This is a genomic window from Streptomyces sp. NPDC026538 (assembly GCF_055567535.1).
Map to the genome: position 1 here is coordinate 81,810 of NZ_JBVHQG010000003.1, position 16,226 is coordinate 98,035.

Sequence of the window (16,226 nt, forward strand, 5' to 3'; positions counted from 1 at the left end):
GTCAGGCGGTCCCTTCGGGGTAGGCGCAGGGCGCGCAGGCACCGAGCGCGGTGGGGATGACGTAGCCGGCATCGCGCCGGCAGGCGGGGCAGGTGCGGCGGGCGGTATTGGCCTTGGCGAGCGCCGCCCACCGGCCGGGCGTCATGGGCCGGACCGGTTTGGCCAGGTCGACGCGGTACAGGTAGGCGACCAGCGGGGACCGTCGGCGGCGGGGGCGTTCGAGCTGAGCGGCGACGTCCTGACCGCCGGGGCGCAGGTTGCGGGCCCGCAGTTGGCGGCGGGTGGCGTAGCCGTCCGGCGCGAGGTGCCACCGGTAGACCGGCAGCGCGGCCATCAGGCAACCCGCTTCCAAGAAGCCCGGAGCCGGACCTCACTGGCAGAGTGGCCGGCGGCGCGGAAGCGGGTGGCCATCTCCCGGTACGACAACGGCGGCTGCTCACTCAGCCGGATCGCGTCCACCACGACGTCCAGCGCGTCATCGGTGAGCGCGGGCCCCTGCTCCAGCGCCGCAACCGGCTCGACCGGGCCCCACACTGGGAGCTCCCAGGACGGTGTGACGTCGGGTGTGACGCGGCCCGTCACACTGGTCAGGGCGCGTCCGGTGCTCTCGCCCTTGCGGGCCGTCTCCAGCTTCGACCACGCGTCGGCGAGAGTGTCAGCGGTCCTGGCTTGGACACGGGCGACGCGCGCACCTGCCTGTGTCACGGCCGTCAGCCGGGTCTCTTCCGTAGACGCTTCGGCCCGCAGGCGGGCACGGGCCACGGCGGCATCGTCGCGGGCGTCCTGCTGAATGCCTCGGATCATGTCCAGCGCGGCCGGGGTGAGTGCGGTGCGCTCCCACAGGCCGTGGACCAGCCACAGGGCCTTGGCGGCGATCGGTAGCCACGCCACGGCCAGCCACGCCCCCCGCGACGTTGAGTCGGCAAGCAGGGCGTGAGTGACCAGGACCCCGGAGGCAACGGCGCCGAAGGACCAGCCGACGCCGGTCACGGCGTTGCTGTGGTCGCCCTGCGCGGCGAGCCGGCGCTCATAAGCGAGGGTGGCCAGCCATCCGCCGTCGATTCCGAGACCGACGACCAGGGCGACGCCCTTGGGCATCGATTCCCCCAGCCACATCACGACCACGGCTAGGGTGAGCACCATGGACACGCCGGTCATCGCGACCGCCGGCAGCACGGTCACCAGCCGCTTGACGTTGACGTACCTCATGCCGTGCCCCCGTCCGCGTCGTAGTAGCGGTAGGTGGTCGGCGGCTTCTGCGCGAGTTGCTTACGCAGGTAACCGGTGTGCCAGCCAAGCCCCCAGTCGGCGTCCGGCGGCTCACCCAGAGCGCCGCGCAGGGCCACGATCGCGTCCAGTGCGCGGTCTTCCAGCAGGCGCTGGAACGCTTCGTGGTCGCCGTAGGTGGCCGGGGAGGGGATGTTGATGGCGTCCAGGACGGCAGCCAGGAACTCGCGGGTGTCGTCGTTCACGCCGCACCGCCGGGCAGGGTCTCGCTCGCCGTGCGGTTGACCAGGGCCGCGCGGGCGGCGAGCGCGCGGCGGCGGGCCCGGCGGATCCGGCGGGCGTCCAGGACGGTCGGGGTGCGGTCCAGGGTGATGATGTACGCGTCCAACAGGTCGACGTCCGCGAGGATCACGGGCATCTCCTGCTCGATCGCGTCCAGTTCCGCGTCCGTCGGCTCGTTCCAGTCGGCGAACGCGGTAACAGCGTCCTGAACAGTGACGATGTGCTCCATTGGGTCGTGTTCCTCTCGGATAGGAACGGCCCGAACAGCGGCCCCGGTGTTCCAGCACTGGGGCCGCGCGCCGTTGTGGTGGATTGGCCGCACTCACGCGTGCGGCGGGCCGCGCGTAGGCGGCCGGTGCCCCCGGACCGGATTCGATCCGGCGTCGTCGCGGCCCCCGCACACGGCGGGTCCGGGGCTGATAGCGGCGTGCCGCCTACAGCTCGCCGCGCCGTTCCAGCTCGCGGGCGATGTCGTTCTGGTCGGCCAAGGCGCCCAGGGAGTTCGCGCCGCCCGCTCGCTCCCGGTTGATCAGCGCGTACTCGTTTCGCAGGTCCTCGGTGGAACGGCTCTGGTTGTCCTCGACCGCCGGGGAAGGGCTCTTTCGGAACATGGTTGATTTCTCCGTCTTCGAGTGAGTGATGCGGGTCGTGCGCGCCCCGGGCCCGCTTCGAACGAGCGCCCTCACGGCTGGTTGCCGGGGCAGTGGAACAAGGGGGTCAGCGCTGGACGACGTCCTTGCCCATGTCGCGGTGGCGGATGCTCACCGTGTGGCCGGCGGCGGTCAGCCGGTCGGCCAGGGCGCGGGCGAAGGTGGGTGCACGATGCCGGCCACCGGCGCATCCGTCGGCGACGATCACGGATCCGGCACTCGGGCCGGACACGAATGCGGCGACCGCTGTCGCGGTGGCGTCGACCAGAGCGGCGATGCCGGGAGTGGCCAGCACGGCGGCCCGTACCGGCTCGTCGTCGGCGGTCATGTACCGCAGTTCCGGGCTGACGTGCGGGTCGCGGAAGTGGTGACGCAGGTCAATGGTGAGATGCGCCGCCGGGGGCGCGTCGTGCAGGTAGCCGAACGAAACGATCTCGACGGTTGCAGCCATGCGGACTCCCAGACAGGTGAAGGGGTGTTCCGGCTCCCCTCAGCGCTGCACGTACGAGACGCGCAGCGGAGGCAACCGGCCCGCAGCCGCTGAGCTGCGGATAGGTCGGATTGCGCTGTACATCACGCGAGAGATCCCGCGTGGCCGCCTACTTGGCCGAGGAGAGGCGGCGTGATCCCCATTCAGTTGTCAAGGAACGACCAGCTCAGGGCCCCACGTGCACGAGCTATCCCGAACCGACGCGGCGTTGAAGCAGCCCAAAGAAAGGGCCCTTCTCGCTCGCTGTCCTAGGACTGCGAGCGGCCTGAGATTGAAGATGACACGCAGTCCCAGGACTGTCAACAGTCCTGGGACTGTGCTTCACTGGTTCGCGTTGAAGGGAGTTCGCCTGTGGCACCGAAGTGGCGCGAGCTGGCGGATCGGCTTGCGGAACAGATCAGGAACGGCGAGTACGCCCCCGGGGCTCAGTTGCCCCAGATCAGAGACCTTGTCGAGGCTGGGGAAGGCTCGAAGTCCACGGTCCATCAGGCGTACAAGGCCCTTGAAGCCGAGGGGCTGGTGACGTCGTCGCGCGGGCACGGGACGGTCGTGCGTCCGCGCACTCCGCTCAAACGGCTCGGCATCGCCCGATACGACAAGGTGAAGTGGCGTGACGGCGATGAGGTCGCGTTCATCGCCGACCGAGTGGCGTCAGGGCGTGAGTACAAGCGCAACGAGCAGACGCAGACGGTGAGCCGCACCGAGGCGAGCGACCTCGTCGCCGAGGGTCTCGGCATCCCTGTTGGGTCCGTGGTGTACGCGCGCGCCCGCTTGGTGAAGGAAGGCACCCAGCCCACCCACACCCTGACCAGCTACTACCGCCCTGAACACGTAGAGGGGACGCGCATCGTCGACCCCACGCCGGGCCCCGCCGGCCGTGGCGGCGGATACAGGGTTTTGTATGACGCGGGGTACGAGATCGACCACATGAGGGAAGCCTTGTTCGCCCGTGTCCCAACGGCGGATGAAGTGAAGCTCTTGCAGTTGCCGCCGGGGGAGGCCGTCGTGGAGCTGCACCGCACGACCTACATCGCGGACGGCACGGTCGTTGAGTTCGCCGTCGGCATCCACGCGGCATCGCGCTTCGCGTGGGAGTACGACTTCAAGGTTCCGGATTCGGCGCAGGACGGGAAGGACCAGAAATGATCTCGGCGCAGGCGTGGGCGGACGCTCAGCTTCTGTGGAACTACCACCGCATGCACCATGACCCGCGGCCCTGTTCGGTGGCCGTTGGCTTGGGCAGTCACGACTTGGGAGTGGCTGACGTGACAGCGGAGCTGTACCACCAGCGTATGGCGCCAGTCATTGTGTTCACCGGGGCCACCAGCCCCACGACCCGAGCGCCCATGCCGCGCGGTGAGGCGGTCCACTATCGCGAGCGCGCCCTTGAACTCGGGGTACCGGACTCCGCCATCTTGCTGGAGCCGCGTGCGACCAACACCGGGGAGAACATCGAGTTCAGCAAGGCCGTGCTGGCAGAGGCCGGCGTAAAGGCCTCGTCCGTCCTGCTCGTGAGCAAGCCGTACGAAGAACGGCGCTCGTACGCCATGATGAGGAAGCTCTGGCCTGAGGTCGAAGTAGTGTGCGCGTCCACCCCGATGGGTCTGGAGGAGTACACCGACTCCATCGGGGACGCTCGCAAGGTGATCGACATGATCGTGGGCGCCCTGCAGCGAGTGCTCGTCTTCCCGGGATGGGGTCTGGCCATTGAGCAGGATGTACCCGACGCCGCCGTAGCCGCCTATGAGCGGCTGTGTATCGAGGGCTTCACCAGCCGACTCCTGCCAGCTGATGTTGCTGCTCGTCCCAGTGCATGATGCCTCAAACGGGGTGACGTGACCCAGTTGTTCTGGAGCGGAAACCCGTAGCCGAGGTCCCAATGTGACCAGGACGTAGACAGCCTTGCCCGCCGGGCCGGTCCGGCGGGCAGCCGAGTGTGACGACGACCGGACTGCCCAGCTCGTGAAGTTCGGAATCTTACTCCTCAATAGATCCACTTTTTAGTGTCGTTTTTTGCGCTTCTTTCCCCTTTTGGGTTGAATGCGATTATTTCGGAATCCCTTCGACACGCGTGACCAGTAAGCGGCCTCTTTGCCGCGCCCCTGCCTCGCGAGCAAATCCGCGAGAACCTCGGCGGCGTGTTGGTGCCCACCGTTGGCTGCCGCCTTGAGCGCATTTTCGGCGTCCGTAAGATTGCCCTCCTGTATCAGGATAAGACCCAGGGGGCAGCCGCTGTGGCTATGACCCTTTTCCATCGCCAATTCGTGCCATGACTTAGCGGCTTCGATTGAAGACTCCCTGACATCGGCAGACATCAGGTGAAATTTGCGCGTGATGCTCCGTGCAACGTCGCACAATGCACCGCTAGAGACCTTCTCGGCAACGGGGTCAAAAAGACCGACAGCCTTTTCGTATTTCCCGTCCTCTATGGCTATTTTTGCAACCGCTGTGATGGCCCTTTTGTGCCCCAACTCGGCAGCCTTTTCGTACAGGCGTCTTGCGGCTTCTGCATCACGCTTCTCTTCAATGCACTTGGCGAGAAGATAACAGGCATCATCTATCTCCGCCTCAACGCCTTTGCGCCACCACTTCTCGGCCTCTGCGTCGTTTGATTCTGCATGATAGATGTATCCCAAATAACCCGTAGCCGCTAGATTCCCTGAAGTGGCAGCCTCAGTGAGGACTCTTTTCGCGGCGTCGGCCTGTCCTTCCAAATATAGAAGACGGCCTAGATTACATGCTCCACGCGGCTCGCCATTTTCGGATGCTGCGGTGAACCACTTCTGGGCCAACTTCCTGTCATTGCGTTCAGCATAGAAGATTCCCAGTTGGTTCATTACTCCGGGAAAGCCCTTTTCGGTGCCCGAAACGAGCGCTTCTCTTTCCTTGCCCTCGTCGCCTATCTTGTTATAATAAGCAATCAGGTCGAGTGCAGCATCTTCTTCTGCTCTCAACTCAACCAGAGATCGCCAATAATGTTCGGCTTCAGGGGATACTCCTAGAATCTTCCCCATGTGGTAAATAGCGTGAATGTCTCCCTTGTTGGCTTCCTTTCGGTACATCTCGATCGCTTTTTCGGTCTGTCCGTGGTCCTCGTAGTGAAAGCCAAGTTCAATGCTTGCTCTTCCACTACCCTTCTCCATAGCCTCAGTGAAAACCTCTATCGCGGCAGTCTCGCGCCCTTCCTCCTGGTAGAGCAACCCAAGATTTACCAGGGCTGAAACAGAACCCAATTGAACGCAGAGTTTCCAGGCCCTTTCCGCGATCTCGCGCTCTTTGTGTGATGCTGCGGCTACGCCTATATCGCTGAGGGTCTTCCGAGAGTTCCTAGAGTGCTCAATGGCTGCCTCCCATGACTCCATGGGGATGCTGGGTGTTTCGTTTGAGCGCGCAACAGCGTCAGCAAGGTAATCGAACACCCGGTAATTATCGGCGTCATCCGTCGCAACCAAGAGGCTGGTGACGCCAAACCTTCGCCTCGTTGCCCATGAGAACGCTTCTTCCAAGCTTTCAGGCCGTAGCAGAGCACCGCCTACTCGCGTTAGGTACGTCTCGTGCATGCTGTTTAGCAGGGACGCGGGTACGGCATTAGTCATTCCCATACGGACGCAATCAATTGCGGCCGCTACAATTGCTGCTCCGCGCGGATTAGATCCCGGCCCCCAGGCCAATGACCATTGCTGGTACAGTCGTGGACCAGCCGCCAGATATTCTGCGACGCCGTAGTAGTTACTGTATGCAACTGCCTTCAGAATTCGCTCATCAGTCTCTCCTTGCGCATTTGCGATCTCCTCAGTGGTCCACAGGCGGGGGAGAATAATTGGATCGATCTGTTCAAGTATTCTCCCCACAGGTGATGCATGCTCGTGGCTGTCCGCGATGCCGAAATCAGGATACAAGCGTTGGTACTGCTCGGCACGAAGTGTCGCTACTACGGGAATTTTTTGACGCCTGAGGAGAGAGACTAGGGTCGGGGTCAATCCTTCTACGCCGACGTATCGCTCGAAGTTGTCAAGCCAGATGACCAGCTTATCGGCACACGCAAGTATGTCTCGGATGCAGGCGACGACCTCTTGACCGTCGATGGGAGCGAAAGTCAGGACATCCGGGAAGCAATTAAGTAGAGCCTCGTACGTAGCCCTTGTCTTGCCGGCAGTGGAGTCCCCTACGACAAGTACAATTTCACCAGTCGAAAAGCTACGGCGAATTCGATTCCTTAGTCGCTCATCGATGCTGCGAGGAACGTAGGGCGGTAGTCCTTTATCCATATCCTCGGAACGATGGACTCCGAGCTGAAGTGGAGGAATGTCGCTGAGGCTTTCTGGCGCGAAAAATGCCGACGGGAAAGCCTGGTCTGACAATTCTTCGAGAGCGCTTAGGTGCAGGTTCTCGGCATTGATCTGCAAGCCGGAGCCATGCTGATAGACGCGCCCCCTGCCTCTGCTGGAACCCTCTAGATAATTCCAGGTTGGCTGCGTTTCATGCATGTCCCTGCCTCAGTGATTGATCTGCGTTCCGCTGCCCTGCTGGTAGATGCGCCCGTGATCCCTGGCTGAGGCTGACTGAGTGACGACAGTTGTTGGCGTCGAACCGCTCGCCTCCGCGGAGTTCCACTCCTTGATGAGTTCACGCAAAATTTCTGCAGCATCGGGAGATTCGATCAGGAGGCGGCGGAATTTCCCTCGCCACGCGACGCGCAGTTCGTCTGCTGTGTCCGAGTCTTCGCGAGCTATAGCTCGGGTTAGCTCTTGGCGATTCTCTTCGAACTCTCGGCTTACGTCCTCCGCTCTCGGCCCCTCAGAACGTCCGAAGAGCCGGGAGATGCCCTGCTTCGCCTGCTGCCAAGCGTCCGAAGTCATCAGACTGATTAGCGAGTTAGCTCCAGCAGTAGCGAGAGCAAGAAGTGCAGGGTCCACGGTCTCCCCCTAGCTAGACCTCGTTGGCCAGGCCAAGCGTAGTGCGCGTGGGAGCTGTTGCGCTGCCTTCCGGTTCAAGTTTCCTAGTCAGACCGTTGGATGGTCGTACTGCTTCCTGAGCAGGCTGCTCGCGTTGACCCGCTGTTCGTGTTGGCCAACCTACGGCCAACACGATGATGATCGCCCGCCCCGTGGACATGTTGGCGCAGGTCGAGAGGGGTTTATTGCCTGAGCCAGGGCCGGTCTTGAAAACCGTCGCCGTCGCAGTACCCAGCAACGTCTGCGGTAGCCCGTCTGGTTCGGAGAGGGCCTCGGATCTCGCTGGCCTTCAGGTGCGAGGTGTTTCAGTTGTTTTCCGCCGCCAGTGGGCGAGGTTGTGGCGGGTGGACAGGGTCTGAGGGTGGTCCGCACCGAGCACCCGCAGTCGGTCGGCAAGCAGCTGCTCCAACGCGGCCGCGGCACCAGCCGCATCTCCCGCCTCCCCCCGCCGCCGGGCGAGGTTGCTGCGGGTGGTCAGGGTGTGGGGGTGGTCCGCACCGAGCACCCGCAGTCGGTCGGCAAGCAGCTGCTCGAACGCGGCCGCGGCACCAGCCGCATCTCCCGCCTCCCCCCGCCAGAAGGCCAGACTGTGGCGAGTGGTCAGGGTGTCAGGGTGGTCCGCACCCTGCACCCGCAGTCGGTCGGCAAGCAGCTGCTCGAACGCGGCCGCGGCACCAGCCGCATCTCCCGCCGCCCCCCGCCAGTAGGCGAGGTTGCTGCGGGTGGTCAGGGTCTGAGGGTCGTCCACACTCTGCACCCGCAGTCGGTCGGCAAGCAGCTGCTCCAACGCGGCCGCGGCACCAGCCGCATCTCCCGCCTCCCCCCGCCACCGGGCGAGGTTGTGGCGGGCGGCCAGGGTGTGGGGGTGGTCCGCACCCTGCACCCGCAGTCGGTCGGCAAGCAGCTGCTCCAACGCGGCCGCGGCACCAGCCGCATCTCCCGCCTCCCCCCGCCACCGGGCGAGGTCGTGGCGGGCGGCCAGGGTGTGGAGGTGGTCCGCACCCTGCACACGTAGCTGATCGGCAAGCAGCTGCTCGAACGCGGCCGCGGCACCAGCCGCATCTCCCGCCTCCCCCCGCCACCGGGCGAGGTTGTGGCGGGCGGCCAGGGTGCCTGGGTGGTCGGGGCCGAAGAGGTGTCCGGTGGTCTCGGTCAGGCCATGAAAGTGGGCTGTGGCGGCGGTGACCTGGCCGGCTTCGCCGAGGCTTCGTCCGGTCTCGTACAGCACGGTATGCGCGTCGGGCCGGTACAGGGCGTCTCCGGTGGTGCGGATGAGGGTGGTGGCATTGGCGCGCAGGGCTTGGGCGAGTTCGGTGTCTCGTTCAATGTCCGGCCAGGCGGTGAGCAGAGCGTCACCAGCGGTGCGGGCAAGCTGGTCGTGCTGGTCGGTGGTGAGGGTGTCACGGGTGGCGCGTTGGATGAGCTGGTGCACACGCACGGCTTGGTGGGGGGTGGCGGGGGTGTGGTCGATAAGGCTGAGCCGGGCCAGCGCCCGCAGAGCACCGACCGCCTGAGCCACAGTGACCGACGGAAGAGCCTCAGCCTTCTGTTCTGGTCGCGGTGTGATCTGGGATGCTGCCGGGGAGTCGTTGTCGGCGCTGTGCCAGGTCAGGTGGTCGAGGGCGGGAGTGCTGGTCAGGACGGCTTCGGGGATGCCGCTGGGGCTGAGGAACGCGGCCAGCTGGAGCATCGGCCGGGCCAGGCCGGCCGGGCGCAGGGTGTCGGCGCGGTCGACGGACAGCGACCACGCCGCCGCCGCACTCTGGGTCTGGCCGTCGGGCAGTACTTCGGGGGCGGTGTCGGCGAGCAGGGTGGCGCGGTCGGCCAGCAGCTCCCGGTAGTCGGCGGCGCTGATGCCGGCGTCGATGAGATAGGCAGCGGCCTGTGACAACGCGAGCGGCAAGTGGCCCAGATCGTTGGCGAGCGCGATCAGCTGGTCGTCGGGCTCGTGGCAGTTACGAGCGTCCAGCGAGGAGGTGAGGTAGGCGAGAGATTCGTCCTCGGTGAACAGACCGACCTTGATCAGCCGGCCGGGCAGGGCAGCGTCCCGACGGCGGGTGGTGACCAGAGTCCGGCCGTGCGGGCTGTTCGGCGGCCACAGCCCGTTCAGGCCAGCGGGATCGGTGACGTCGTCCAGGACGACCAGCCACCGGCACGCCGTGGCACCAGCTTTGGGCTCCAGCCAAGCCAGGAACGCACGGCTGGCCGTTTCCCGGTCCGCCGCATCGGCACCCAAGATCTCCACGCCGGCCTGCGCATACCCGGACGCGGCCGCGGTGGCGTTACTCGCGTTGACCCACACCAGCAGATCCAGCTCACCCGCCTGCAAGGCGGTGCGAGCGTAGTCGGCAGCGAGCTGGGTCTTGCCCACCCCGCCCATCCCAGCCAGCACCTGACCCTGAACCGTGTCCTGCCCCACCAGGACCGCGGCCTGCCCACCCGAGAGTCCCTCCCGCAGACGCAACACCTCGGCACGGGACTGGAAACAACCCGCCCGCGGCGGAATCACCCCCACCTGATACGGCCACACGACAGCCGGCCGCCCGGCCCCGTAGTGATGGTGAACCTCCTTGCCCGTGACCCGGCCGTTGAACGACCCGCCACGGAAATCCACATGGTCCCCACCGTCAGCGCCGTACCGCGCCTCCCCGTCCATCACCACAACTCCCCCGAACCCGGTCCCAACCAGCATCCCGACCGTACCCGCGCACCCACCCTGGCCACCGGCCGTTCGCACCACAGAGCAGACCTGACCCACGGCGTCCGCCCTAATGGACAGTACGCAGGCCGGAGGGACACTCGCTCAAGCTTCGCTCCTAAAGCGGGTGTTGTCGTCTCCTTGTCCTGGTCTTTGTCCAGTGCGCCCACGGCCGTCACTGTTCACCGCCGTACGCGCACTCCCTCTGGCCTGCCCCGCGAACGTCTGCGGACGCTCCCGGACGGCCGCGCGGACAGTTGGAAAGCGTGTTGGGGGCAACCCCTCACGAGTTCGAATCTCGTATCCTCCGCCAGTGCCTCACCGGGCACGATGTCGAAGGGCCCCACCGTTCGCGGTGGGGCCCTTCGACGTTGTCCGTCTCAGTTTCCGTCTCAGTTCGTTTCCGGGAGCTCCCAGAGCGCGTCGCCAACTTGCTGCGCGACCTTTCGAAGCATGGCCCCGGTCACGTGCATGTACCGGGCGCGCATCCGGGCCGCTCCCCCGGGCTCCCAACCCATGATCGAGTCGATCACGACGTCCGGGACGCCGAGGATCAGGAGGACGGTCGCGGTGGTGTGGCGAGCGTCATGGAGACGGCCGATCCGGACCCCGGCATCCCGAAGCAGCCGCTTCCAGGTGTGGAAGTCGGTATTCGGGCTCAGCGCTCCGCCGATCGGCGAGGCGAAGACGTACCCCTTGCCCTCCCAGTCAGCACCGACGGCGATCCGCTCCCGCTCCTGGGCTTCCTGGTGCTGGCGGAGAATCCTGATCAGCGGATCGGGCAGGCCGATGGTGCGCCGAGCATGCTCACCCGTCCGGTCATTTAGGTCAGGATCTGGCCTCCATGCCCCCTAGCGTCCTCCTGGCCCGGCTGAACACGAACCACGGAAGGCAGAGCGACCATGAGCGAGACCACTGTCAACCAACTGGCCACGCACGACTCGGCCCATGAGCCGACCGCCACCGGCGAGCGCGCCGACTTGCTGGAGGCCCTGGCCAAGCATCGGCACTTCTTGCAATTCACCACCCGTGACCTCACCGATGAGGAGGCCGGGCGCCGGACCACCATCAGCCAGCTGTGCCTGGGCGGCCTGATCAAACATGTCACTGCGGTCGAGCGAGCCTGGGCACAGTTCATCCTGGACGGCCCGTCGGCGATGCCCGACTTCACCACCATGACCGAGGCCGACTGGGCCCGACGGGCCGACGAGTTCCGGATGCTGCCCGCCGAGACGCTGACCGGCGTGCTCGCCGTCTACGCTGAGGTAGCCCGCCGAACCGACGAACTGGTCGCCACCCTCCCCGACCTGGACGCCACACAACCACTACCGAAGGCCCCGTGGTCAGAGCCGGGCGCGCGATGGTCGGCCCGCCGGGTACTGATGCACATCATCACCGAGACCGCCCAGCACGCCGGCCACGCCGACATCATCCGCGAGTCCCTGGACGGCGCCAAGACCATGGGTTAGCCAGCGGCGCGGCAGGGCGTATCGCCCCCTACAAGAGGGCGATACGTCCTGTGACCCCGCAAACACCTTTGCCTCACGATCCGCGGGTCAGGGGACGTCAGCGAGGCAGCTGACATCTAGGCGGTTTCGTTTGGATCACCTGGCTGACCAGAGGAAGATGCTCGCAACGTGGAGTCCGGCCAGGTAGATGGCTGCTGTCTTCTCGTAGCGGGTGGCGATGCCTCGCCACTGGTTCAAGCGGTTGATGCAGCGTTCGACCGTGTTGCGTTGCTTGTAGGTCTCGCGGTCGAAGGCGGGTGGCCCGCCACCCCGGCTGCCGCGTCGCAGACGGTGGCCGCGTTGATCGGCCGGCACGGGATGACCGCCCGGATGCCGCGCCGCCTGAGGTGTTCACGGATGGCCCGCGACGAATACGCCTTGTCTGCGAGGACTGCCGCTGTCGGGGAACACGCAGCCGCGCCATCACGTGAGCGAAGGCAGGCGCGTCACCGGCCTGTCCGGCGGTGAGATGGAAGGCCAGGGGCCGGCAGTTGCCATCGGCCGCGAGATGGATCTTCGTGGTCAGTCCGCCACGGGACCGGCCGATGGCGTGGTCGTACGGCTCTTCGGCCGGGGCCCCTTTTTGCGGGCTCCGGCCGCGTGCTGATGGGCTCGCACGATCGTGGAGTCCACCGAGACGACCCAGTTCAGCTCCTCGTCGGCGTCGGCCTGTGCCACCACGCACCGGCGCCGCCGAACCCGGGACGAAGGCGCTGACGCGACGACCGCCCTGACATCACGTCCGCTCCGGACAACAGCCGACCGACCAGCCCGAGCCACCGCGCCCAACCCCGAAGACTGCGAGGACAGCAGTGATGACCAGCCCCACCCATGCCATGGCCCTCCGCACGACGGCCACCGCCTTCGGCACCCAGCGCGGCAAAGCCTGGTGGAGAGCACCTGTCCGAAGGCGCCGCATTCCCCACTAAGTGCTGCTCAGCACCGTTGTCGACTGGGCATGCGGGCGTGATCGCGCACTATGCGGTCGCAACGCCCAGGAAGCGCAGCACCGCCAGGACGCGGCGGTGGTCGGCGTCGGCCTTGGGCAGGTCGAGCTTGGTGAAGATGCTGTTGATGTGCTTGGCGACCGCGCTCTCGCTCACGACCAGCTCGGCGGCGACGCCGGAGTTGGACCGGCCGCCCGCCATCAGCTCCAGCACCTCCCGCTCGCGCGGTGTCAGCCGGTCGAGCGGACCGCTGTGCCGGCGCACCAGCAGCTGCGCGACGACCTGCGGGTCGAGCGCGGTGCCGCCGGCCGCCACCCGGCGTACCGCCTCGGCGAACTCCTCGACGTCGGCGACCCGTTGCTTGAGCAGATAGCCGACACCCGAGGTGTTGGCGGCGAGCAGATCGGCGGCGTACCGCTCCTCCACGTACTGCGACAGCAGGAGCACGGCGGTACGCGGGTACTGGCGGCGGATCACCAGCGCGGCGCGCACTCCCTCGTCGGTGAAGCCGGGCGGCATGCGCACGTCGACCACGGCGATGTCGGGCCGGTGCTCCTCGACGGCTGCCAGCAGCCCTTCTGCGTCGGCGACTTGCGCGCACATCTCGAAACCGGCCGCCTCCAGCACCTTGACCACGCCGATGCGCAGCAAGAGGGAATCCTCGGCGATCACGGCGCGCACGGCAGCTCCACGGTGATGACGGTCGGGCCCCCGGCGGGGCTGCGGCAGGAGAACGTGCCGTCGACGGACGCGACGCGCTTGGCGAGCCCGGCGAGCCCGGTGCCACCGCCGGCCGCCGCGAGATCCGCGCCGCCCGCGCCGTCGTCCGCGACGACCACCAGCAGTGTCTCCCCGATCCGCTCCACGGTCACGTCCGCCCGGGTCGCCTGGGCGTGTTTGACCACGTTCGTCAGGGCTTCGGAGACCACGAAGTACGCGACGGCCTCGACCGTGGGTGAGGGGCGCTGCGGCAGGTCCACCGCCACGCGCACCGGGATCGGGAGGCGGGCGGCGACCCCGGACAGCGCGGCGTCGAGGCCGCGGTCCTCAAGGACGGCCGGATGCAGGCCGCGCACCAGGTCGTTCAGCTCGGCGATCGCCTCCTTCGCCTCGCGGTGCGCCTCGTCGATCACCTTGCGGGCGTCCTCCGGCAGGTCGCCGAGGGTGGACCTGGCCAGGCCCAGGTTGACGGCGAGTGCGACGAGGCGCTGCTGTGCGCCGTCGTGCAGGTCGCGCTCGATCCGCCGCCGCTCGGCGTCGGCGGCGTCGAGCACACCGGCCCGGCTCTCGGCGAGGTCGGCTACCCGGCGGGCCAGCTTCTCCGTGCGGCTGGGGCCGAGCAGGGCCTCGGCCGCCCGGGTGTCCAGCCGCACCAGAGCGCCGGTCAGCCGGGGCCCGAGGAACAGCAGGGCGAGGCCGCCGGCGGTGATGTACGCGGCCTGCGTGGTGTATCCGAGGTCGGTGACCCGCCACTGCGGGGGCAGCGCCCAGATCCACACGTAGATGGAGGCGGCCACGAGAGCGGCGGCCCAGACGGCGAGGACGGCGAGGTCCAGGACGGCGAGCAGCGGACCCGCCACGGCGTGGTAGCAGACCTGCCGCCACAAGGCCCGGCCGGTCAGCCGGCGCACCGCCGACTTCCAGTTGCGTCCGGGCCCGGGTGCGGCGGGGCGCGGGAGGTCCTTGCCGACGAGTGCCCGGTAGCGCCGCCGCTGCCCGACGGTCAGCAGGGGTGTCACCACGAGCGTGAGCAGCACGGGCAGCGCCACGAGCGTGAGCAGCACGGGCAGCGGAGTCACGGCCGGCACCAACGCCGCCATCGTGCCGGCCAGCCAGAGCCACAGTGGCACCACGGCGAGGTGGAGCGGCAGGCCGGCGGCGACGAGCGCGGTCCGGTGTCCCGCCCTGCGGAACGGCCGGCCCAGCACCAGCTGCAGCCACGTCGTGAGTTGCATGCGTCAAACGGTAAAGCCGCAGGCCATCCCCATGCCATGACGCTGCCGCCCTGTTCGGGGGTGCACTTTTCTCCACCCCGGGTCGGAACCCTGCGTGACTGACGGCGCCCCAGTGCACGCCGGAGGCTGGAGTACGTGAAGGGGACAGCCGACGGGGAGCGGGGGAAGACGATGCGTCAACTGGTGTTGCGCAATGACGAATTGGCCGGTGCCGAGGGCTTCGACCGCGCCGAGGTCATCCCGCTCCACGAAGAGGCGGAGGAGCCGCGCCCGGCGCGGGGCATGCGGCGGGCCGGGGGGCTGCTGGTCGCCTGCGGGCTCGCCCTGCTGCCGTGGCTGTACGTGCTGGCCACCGGCCTGCCGGCCACCGCGACCGCGGCGCACTGGCCGGTCGCCTGGGTCGGGCTCGACGCGCTGGAGGCGCTCGGCCTGATCGCCACCGGCCTCCTCGCCGCCCGCGGCGACCGGCGGCACGCCCTGGCAGCCGCCGCGACCGCGACGCTGCTTGTGGTGGACGCCTGGTTCGACACCACGACCGCGGCCCCGGGCGGCGACTTCGCCACCGCGGTCGCCATGGCGCTCGGCGCCGAGCTGCCGCTCGCCGCGCTGTGCGGCCGGCTGGCGCTGCGGGCGCTGAGCCGGCACGCGTGACGCCGACCGCCCAGCCACATGCCACGGACCAAATCAATCCACCGGAGAACACCATGCACCGCATCACCACCGCCCCCGTCGCCCCGATCCCGGCCCGGACCCGCTGGGCGGTCGCCGCCTGATGTGCCGCGCAGCGGAAGCTGCGCACGCATCGGAAATAGGCAAGTGCGGGATCCACCACCTCCGCCGGAGCGAAGAGCTCAAGTTGGTAACGCAGTTCATAGCAGCGCGCGAAGGCCCGTCGAGCCGTCCGGGTGCGCTCCGCCTCCGACATCTCAGTGCTCCCGCTCAGGTGCCTCAGCTCGCTGCGGCCCTGGGTCAGCACTGCGAGAAAGCCCGTGCACAGGTCGCGCCGGGTCCGGTCCTCTGCCACTCGGACGTGACGTCGCGTTTGTGCTTTCGTGACTCCAGCATCAACTCGCGGTGGCCTTTATGCGCCTCCACCAACAGGGAGGTCCCCATGGCGACACCCGCGCCCAACAGAGTGGCCAGGAGAGTCCTCCACTGCATCATCGGCCAAACGCGTTGTGCCGTGTAGCGCTTTCCCCGACCAGGGCCCCATGGGTGCCGGGAACGTCCAGGGTGATGTGGCTCGTCCGGCGCTCCGCGCGGAGCACGGCGCGGGCCGCCGCGAGGATCTCCTCGTCCGTGTCCACCCCGGAGCCCGTCAGGACCTGCAGCAGCCGGGTCCACCACACGTCGGGGTCCGTCTCGTATGCGTCAAGCACCCGTACGCCGTAGCCGCTCTTCCCCCTGTTGCCACCACCCTCGGCCAACCGTCGGCGGACCGCCTCCTTGAGCACGGCATGCAGATCGTGGACGGCTCCGAGCCCGGAGTCCGTGAGTCCGGCTGCCACCCCTGT

At 67.3% G+C, this 16,226-nt stretch carries 16 protein-coding genes and 2 pseudogenes; 4 read left to right on the forward strand and 14 right to left on the reverse strand.

The genetic code is table 11. The features are described 5' to 3' along the window. Nucleotide 1: 1 nt before the first annotated feature. The 6 genes from ACZ4N4_RS13475 to ACZ4N4_RS13500 all read right to left on the reverse strand — a co-directional run bounded on the left by ACZ4N4_RS13475 (nucleotide 2) and on the right by ACZ4N4_RS13500 (nucleotide 2,610). Nucleotides 2-334 carry an RRQRL motif-containing zinc-binding protein gene (locus ACZ4N4_RS13475; RefSeq protein ID WP_467587863.1) on the reverse strand — a complete coding sequence of 111 codons (333 nt, stop codon included), beginning with the start codon at nucleotides 332-334 and terminating at the stop codon, nucleotides 2-4. Further along, nucleotides 334-1,209, reverse strand: coding sequence for a protein spdB (locus ACZ4N4_RS13480; RefSeq protein ID WP_467587866.1), 876 nt, complete (start codon nucleotides 1,207-1,209; stop codon nucleotides 334-336). The genes ACZ4N4_RS13475 and ACZ4N4_RS13480 overlap by 1 nt, the downstream gene beginning before the upstream one ends. Then, a complete protein-coding gene (locus ACZ4N4_RS13485) occupies nucleotides 1,206-1,472 on the reverse strand; it encodes a hypothetical protein (protein WP_467587868.1) in 267 nt (88 codons plus the stop codon). Before ACZ4N4_RS13485 ends, ACZ4N4_RS13480 begins: the two co-directional genes overlap by 4 nt. Next, the gene (locus ACZ4N4_RS13490; RefSeq protein WP_467587870.1) at nucleotides 1,469-1,738 is read right to left on the reverse strand and encodes a DUF6284 family protein; all 270 of its coding nucleotides are present in this window, start codon (nucleotides 1,736-1,738) and stop codon (nucleotides 1,469-1,471) included. The genes ACZ4N4_RS13485 and ACZ4N4_RS13490 overlap by 4 nt, the downstream gene beginning before the upstream one ends. A 205-nt stretch (nucleotides 1,739-1,943) precedes the next feature. Continuing rightward, nucleotides 1,944-2,120: a hypothetical protein gene (locus ACZ4N4_RS13495; protein ID WP_467587873.1), complete on the reverse strand. Its 177-nt coding sequence runs from the start codon at nucleotides 2,118-2,120 to the stop codon at nucleotides 1,944-1,946. Nucleotides 2,121-2,226: 106 nt separating this feature from the next. Continuing rightward, nucleotides 2,227-2,610 (reverse strand): RapZ C-terminal domain-containing protein, encoded by a 384-nt coding sequence (locus tag ACZ4N4_RS13500; protein ID WP_467587876.1) that lies wholly within the window; start codon nucleotides 2,608-2,610, stop codon nucleotides 2,227-2,229. A gap of 390 nt (nucleotides 2,611-3,000) precedes the next feature. On the opposite strand from ACZ4N4_RS13500, the gene ACZ4N4_RS13505 reads away from it, so the two are divergent. Continuing rightward, complete coding sequence (locus tag ACZ4N4_RS13505) at nucleotides 3,001-3,795, forward strand: GntR family transcriptional regulator (RefSeq protein ID WP_467587879.1); 795 nt, start codon at nucleotides 3,001-3,003, stop codon at nucleotides 3,793-3,795. Beyond that, a complete protein-coding gene (locus ACZ4N4_RS13510) occupies nucleotides 3,792-4,466 on the forward strand; it encodes a YdcF family protein (protein WP_467587882.1) in 675 nt (224 codons plus the stop codon). Before ACZ4N4_RS13505 ends, ACZ4N4_RS13510 begins: the two co-directional genes overlap by 4 nt. 183 nt (nucleotides 4,467-4,649) lie before the next feature. Here ACZ4N4_RS13510 and ACZ4N4_RS13515 read toward each other — a convergent pair whose 3' ends face one another. The 4 genes and pseudogenes from ACZ4N4_RS13515 to ACZ4N4_RS13530 form a co-directional block, all read right to left on the reverse strand. Beyond that, a complete protein-coding gene (locus ACZ4N4_RS13515) occupies nucleotides 4,650-7,136 on the reverse strand; it encodes an SEL1-like repeat protein (protein ID WP_467587885.1) in 2,487 nt (828 codons plus the stop codon). Between the two features lie 9 nt (nucleotides 7,137-7,145). Then, a complete protein-coding gene (locus tag ACZ4N4_RS13520; RefSeq protein ID WP_467587887.1) occupies nucleotides 7,146-7,508 on the reverse strand; it encodes a hypothetical protein in 363 nt (120 codons plus the stop codon). A gap of 385 nt (nucleotides 7,509-7,893) precedes the next feature. Continuing rightward, entirely contained in the window at nucleotides 7,894-10,071 is a 2,178-nt protein-coding gene (locus tag ACZ4N4_RS13525) for a tetratricopeptide repeat protein (RefSeq protein ID WP_467587890.1), read from the reverse strand. 623 nt (nucleotides 10,072-10,694) lie between these two features. Beyond that, nucleotides 10,695-11,102 (reverse strand): annotated as a pseudogene (locus tag ACZ4N4_RS13530) (tyrosine-type recombinase/integrase); the annotation flags it as partial. Between the two features lie 102 nt (nucleotides 11,103-11,204). On the opposite strand from ACZ4N4_RS13530, the gene ACZ4N4_RS13535 reads away from it, so the two are divergent. Then, complete coding sequence (locus ACZ4N4_RS13535; RefSeq protein WP_467587892.1) at nucleotides 11,205-11,771, forward strand: DinB family protein; 567 nt, start codon at nucleotides 11,205-11,207, stop codon at nucleotides 11,769-11,771. 135 nt (nucleotides 11,772-11,906) lie between these two features. Here the strand turns inward: ACZ4N4_RS13535 and ACZ4N4_RS13540 are convergent. The 3 genes and pseudogenes from ACZ4N4_RS13540 to ACZ4N4_RS13550 all read right to left on the reverse strand — a co-directional run. Further along, nucleotides 11,907-12,476: pseudogene (locus tag ACZ4N4_RS13540) on the reverse strand (IS5 family transposase); the annotation flags it as partial. Between the two features lie 311 nt (nucleotides 12,477-12,787). Continuing rightward, the gene (locus tag ACZ4N4_RS13545; protein WP_362728512.1) at nucleotides 12,788-13,438 is read right to left on the reverse strand and encodes a response regulator transcription factor; all 651 of its coding nucleotides are present in this window, start codon (nucleotides 13,436-13,438) and stop codon (nucleotides 12,788-12,790) included. Next, entirely contained in the window at nucleotides 13,426-14,712 is a 1,287-nt protein-coding gene (locus ACZ4N4_RS13550; RefSeq protein WP_467587895.1) for a sensor histidine kinase, read from the reverse strand. The genes ACZ4N4_RS13545 and ACZ4N4_RS13550 overlap by 13 nt, the downstream gene beginning before the upstream one ends. Nucleotides 14,713-14,847: 135 nt before the next feature. On the opposite strand from ACZ4N4_RS13550, the gene ACZ4N4_RS13555 reads away from it, so the two are divergent. Beyond that, complete coding sequence (locus tag ACZ4N4_RS13555) at nucleotides 14,848-15,363, forward strand: hypothetical protein (protein ID WP_467587898.1); 516 nt, start codon at nucleotides 14,848-14,850, stop codon at nucleotides 15,361-15,363. A 509-nt stretch (nucleotides 15,364-15,872) separates the two neighbouring features. Here the strand turns inward: ACZ4N4_RS13555 and ACZ4N4_RS13560 are convergent. Continuing rightward, nucleotides 15,873-16,220: a hypothetical protein gene (locus ACZ4N4_RS13560; RefSeq protein WP_467587901.1), complete on the reverse strand. Its 348-nt coding sequence runs from the start codon at nucleotides 16,218-16,220 to the stop codon at nucleotides 15,873-15,875. Between the last annotated feature and the right edge of the window lie 6 nt (nucleotides 16,221-16,226).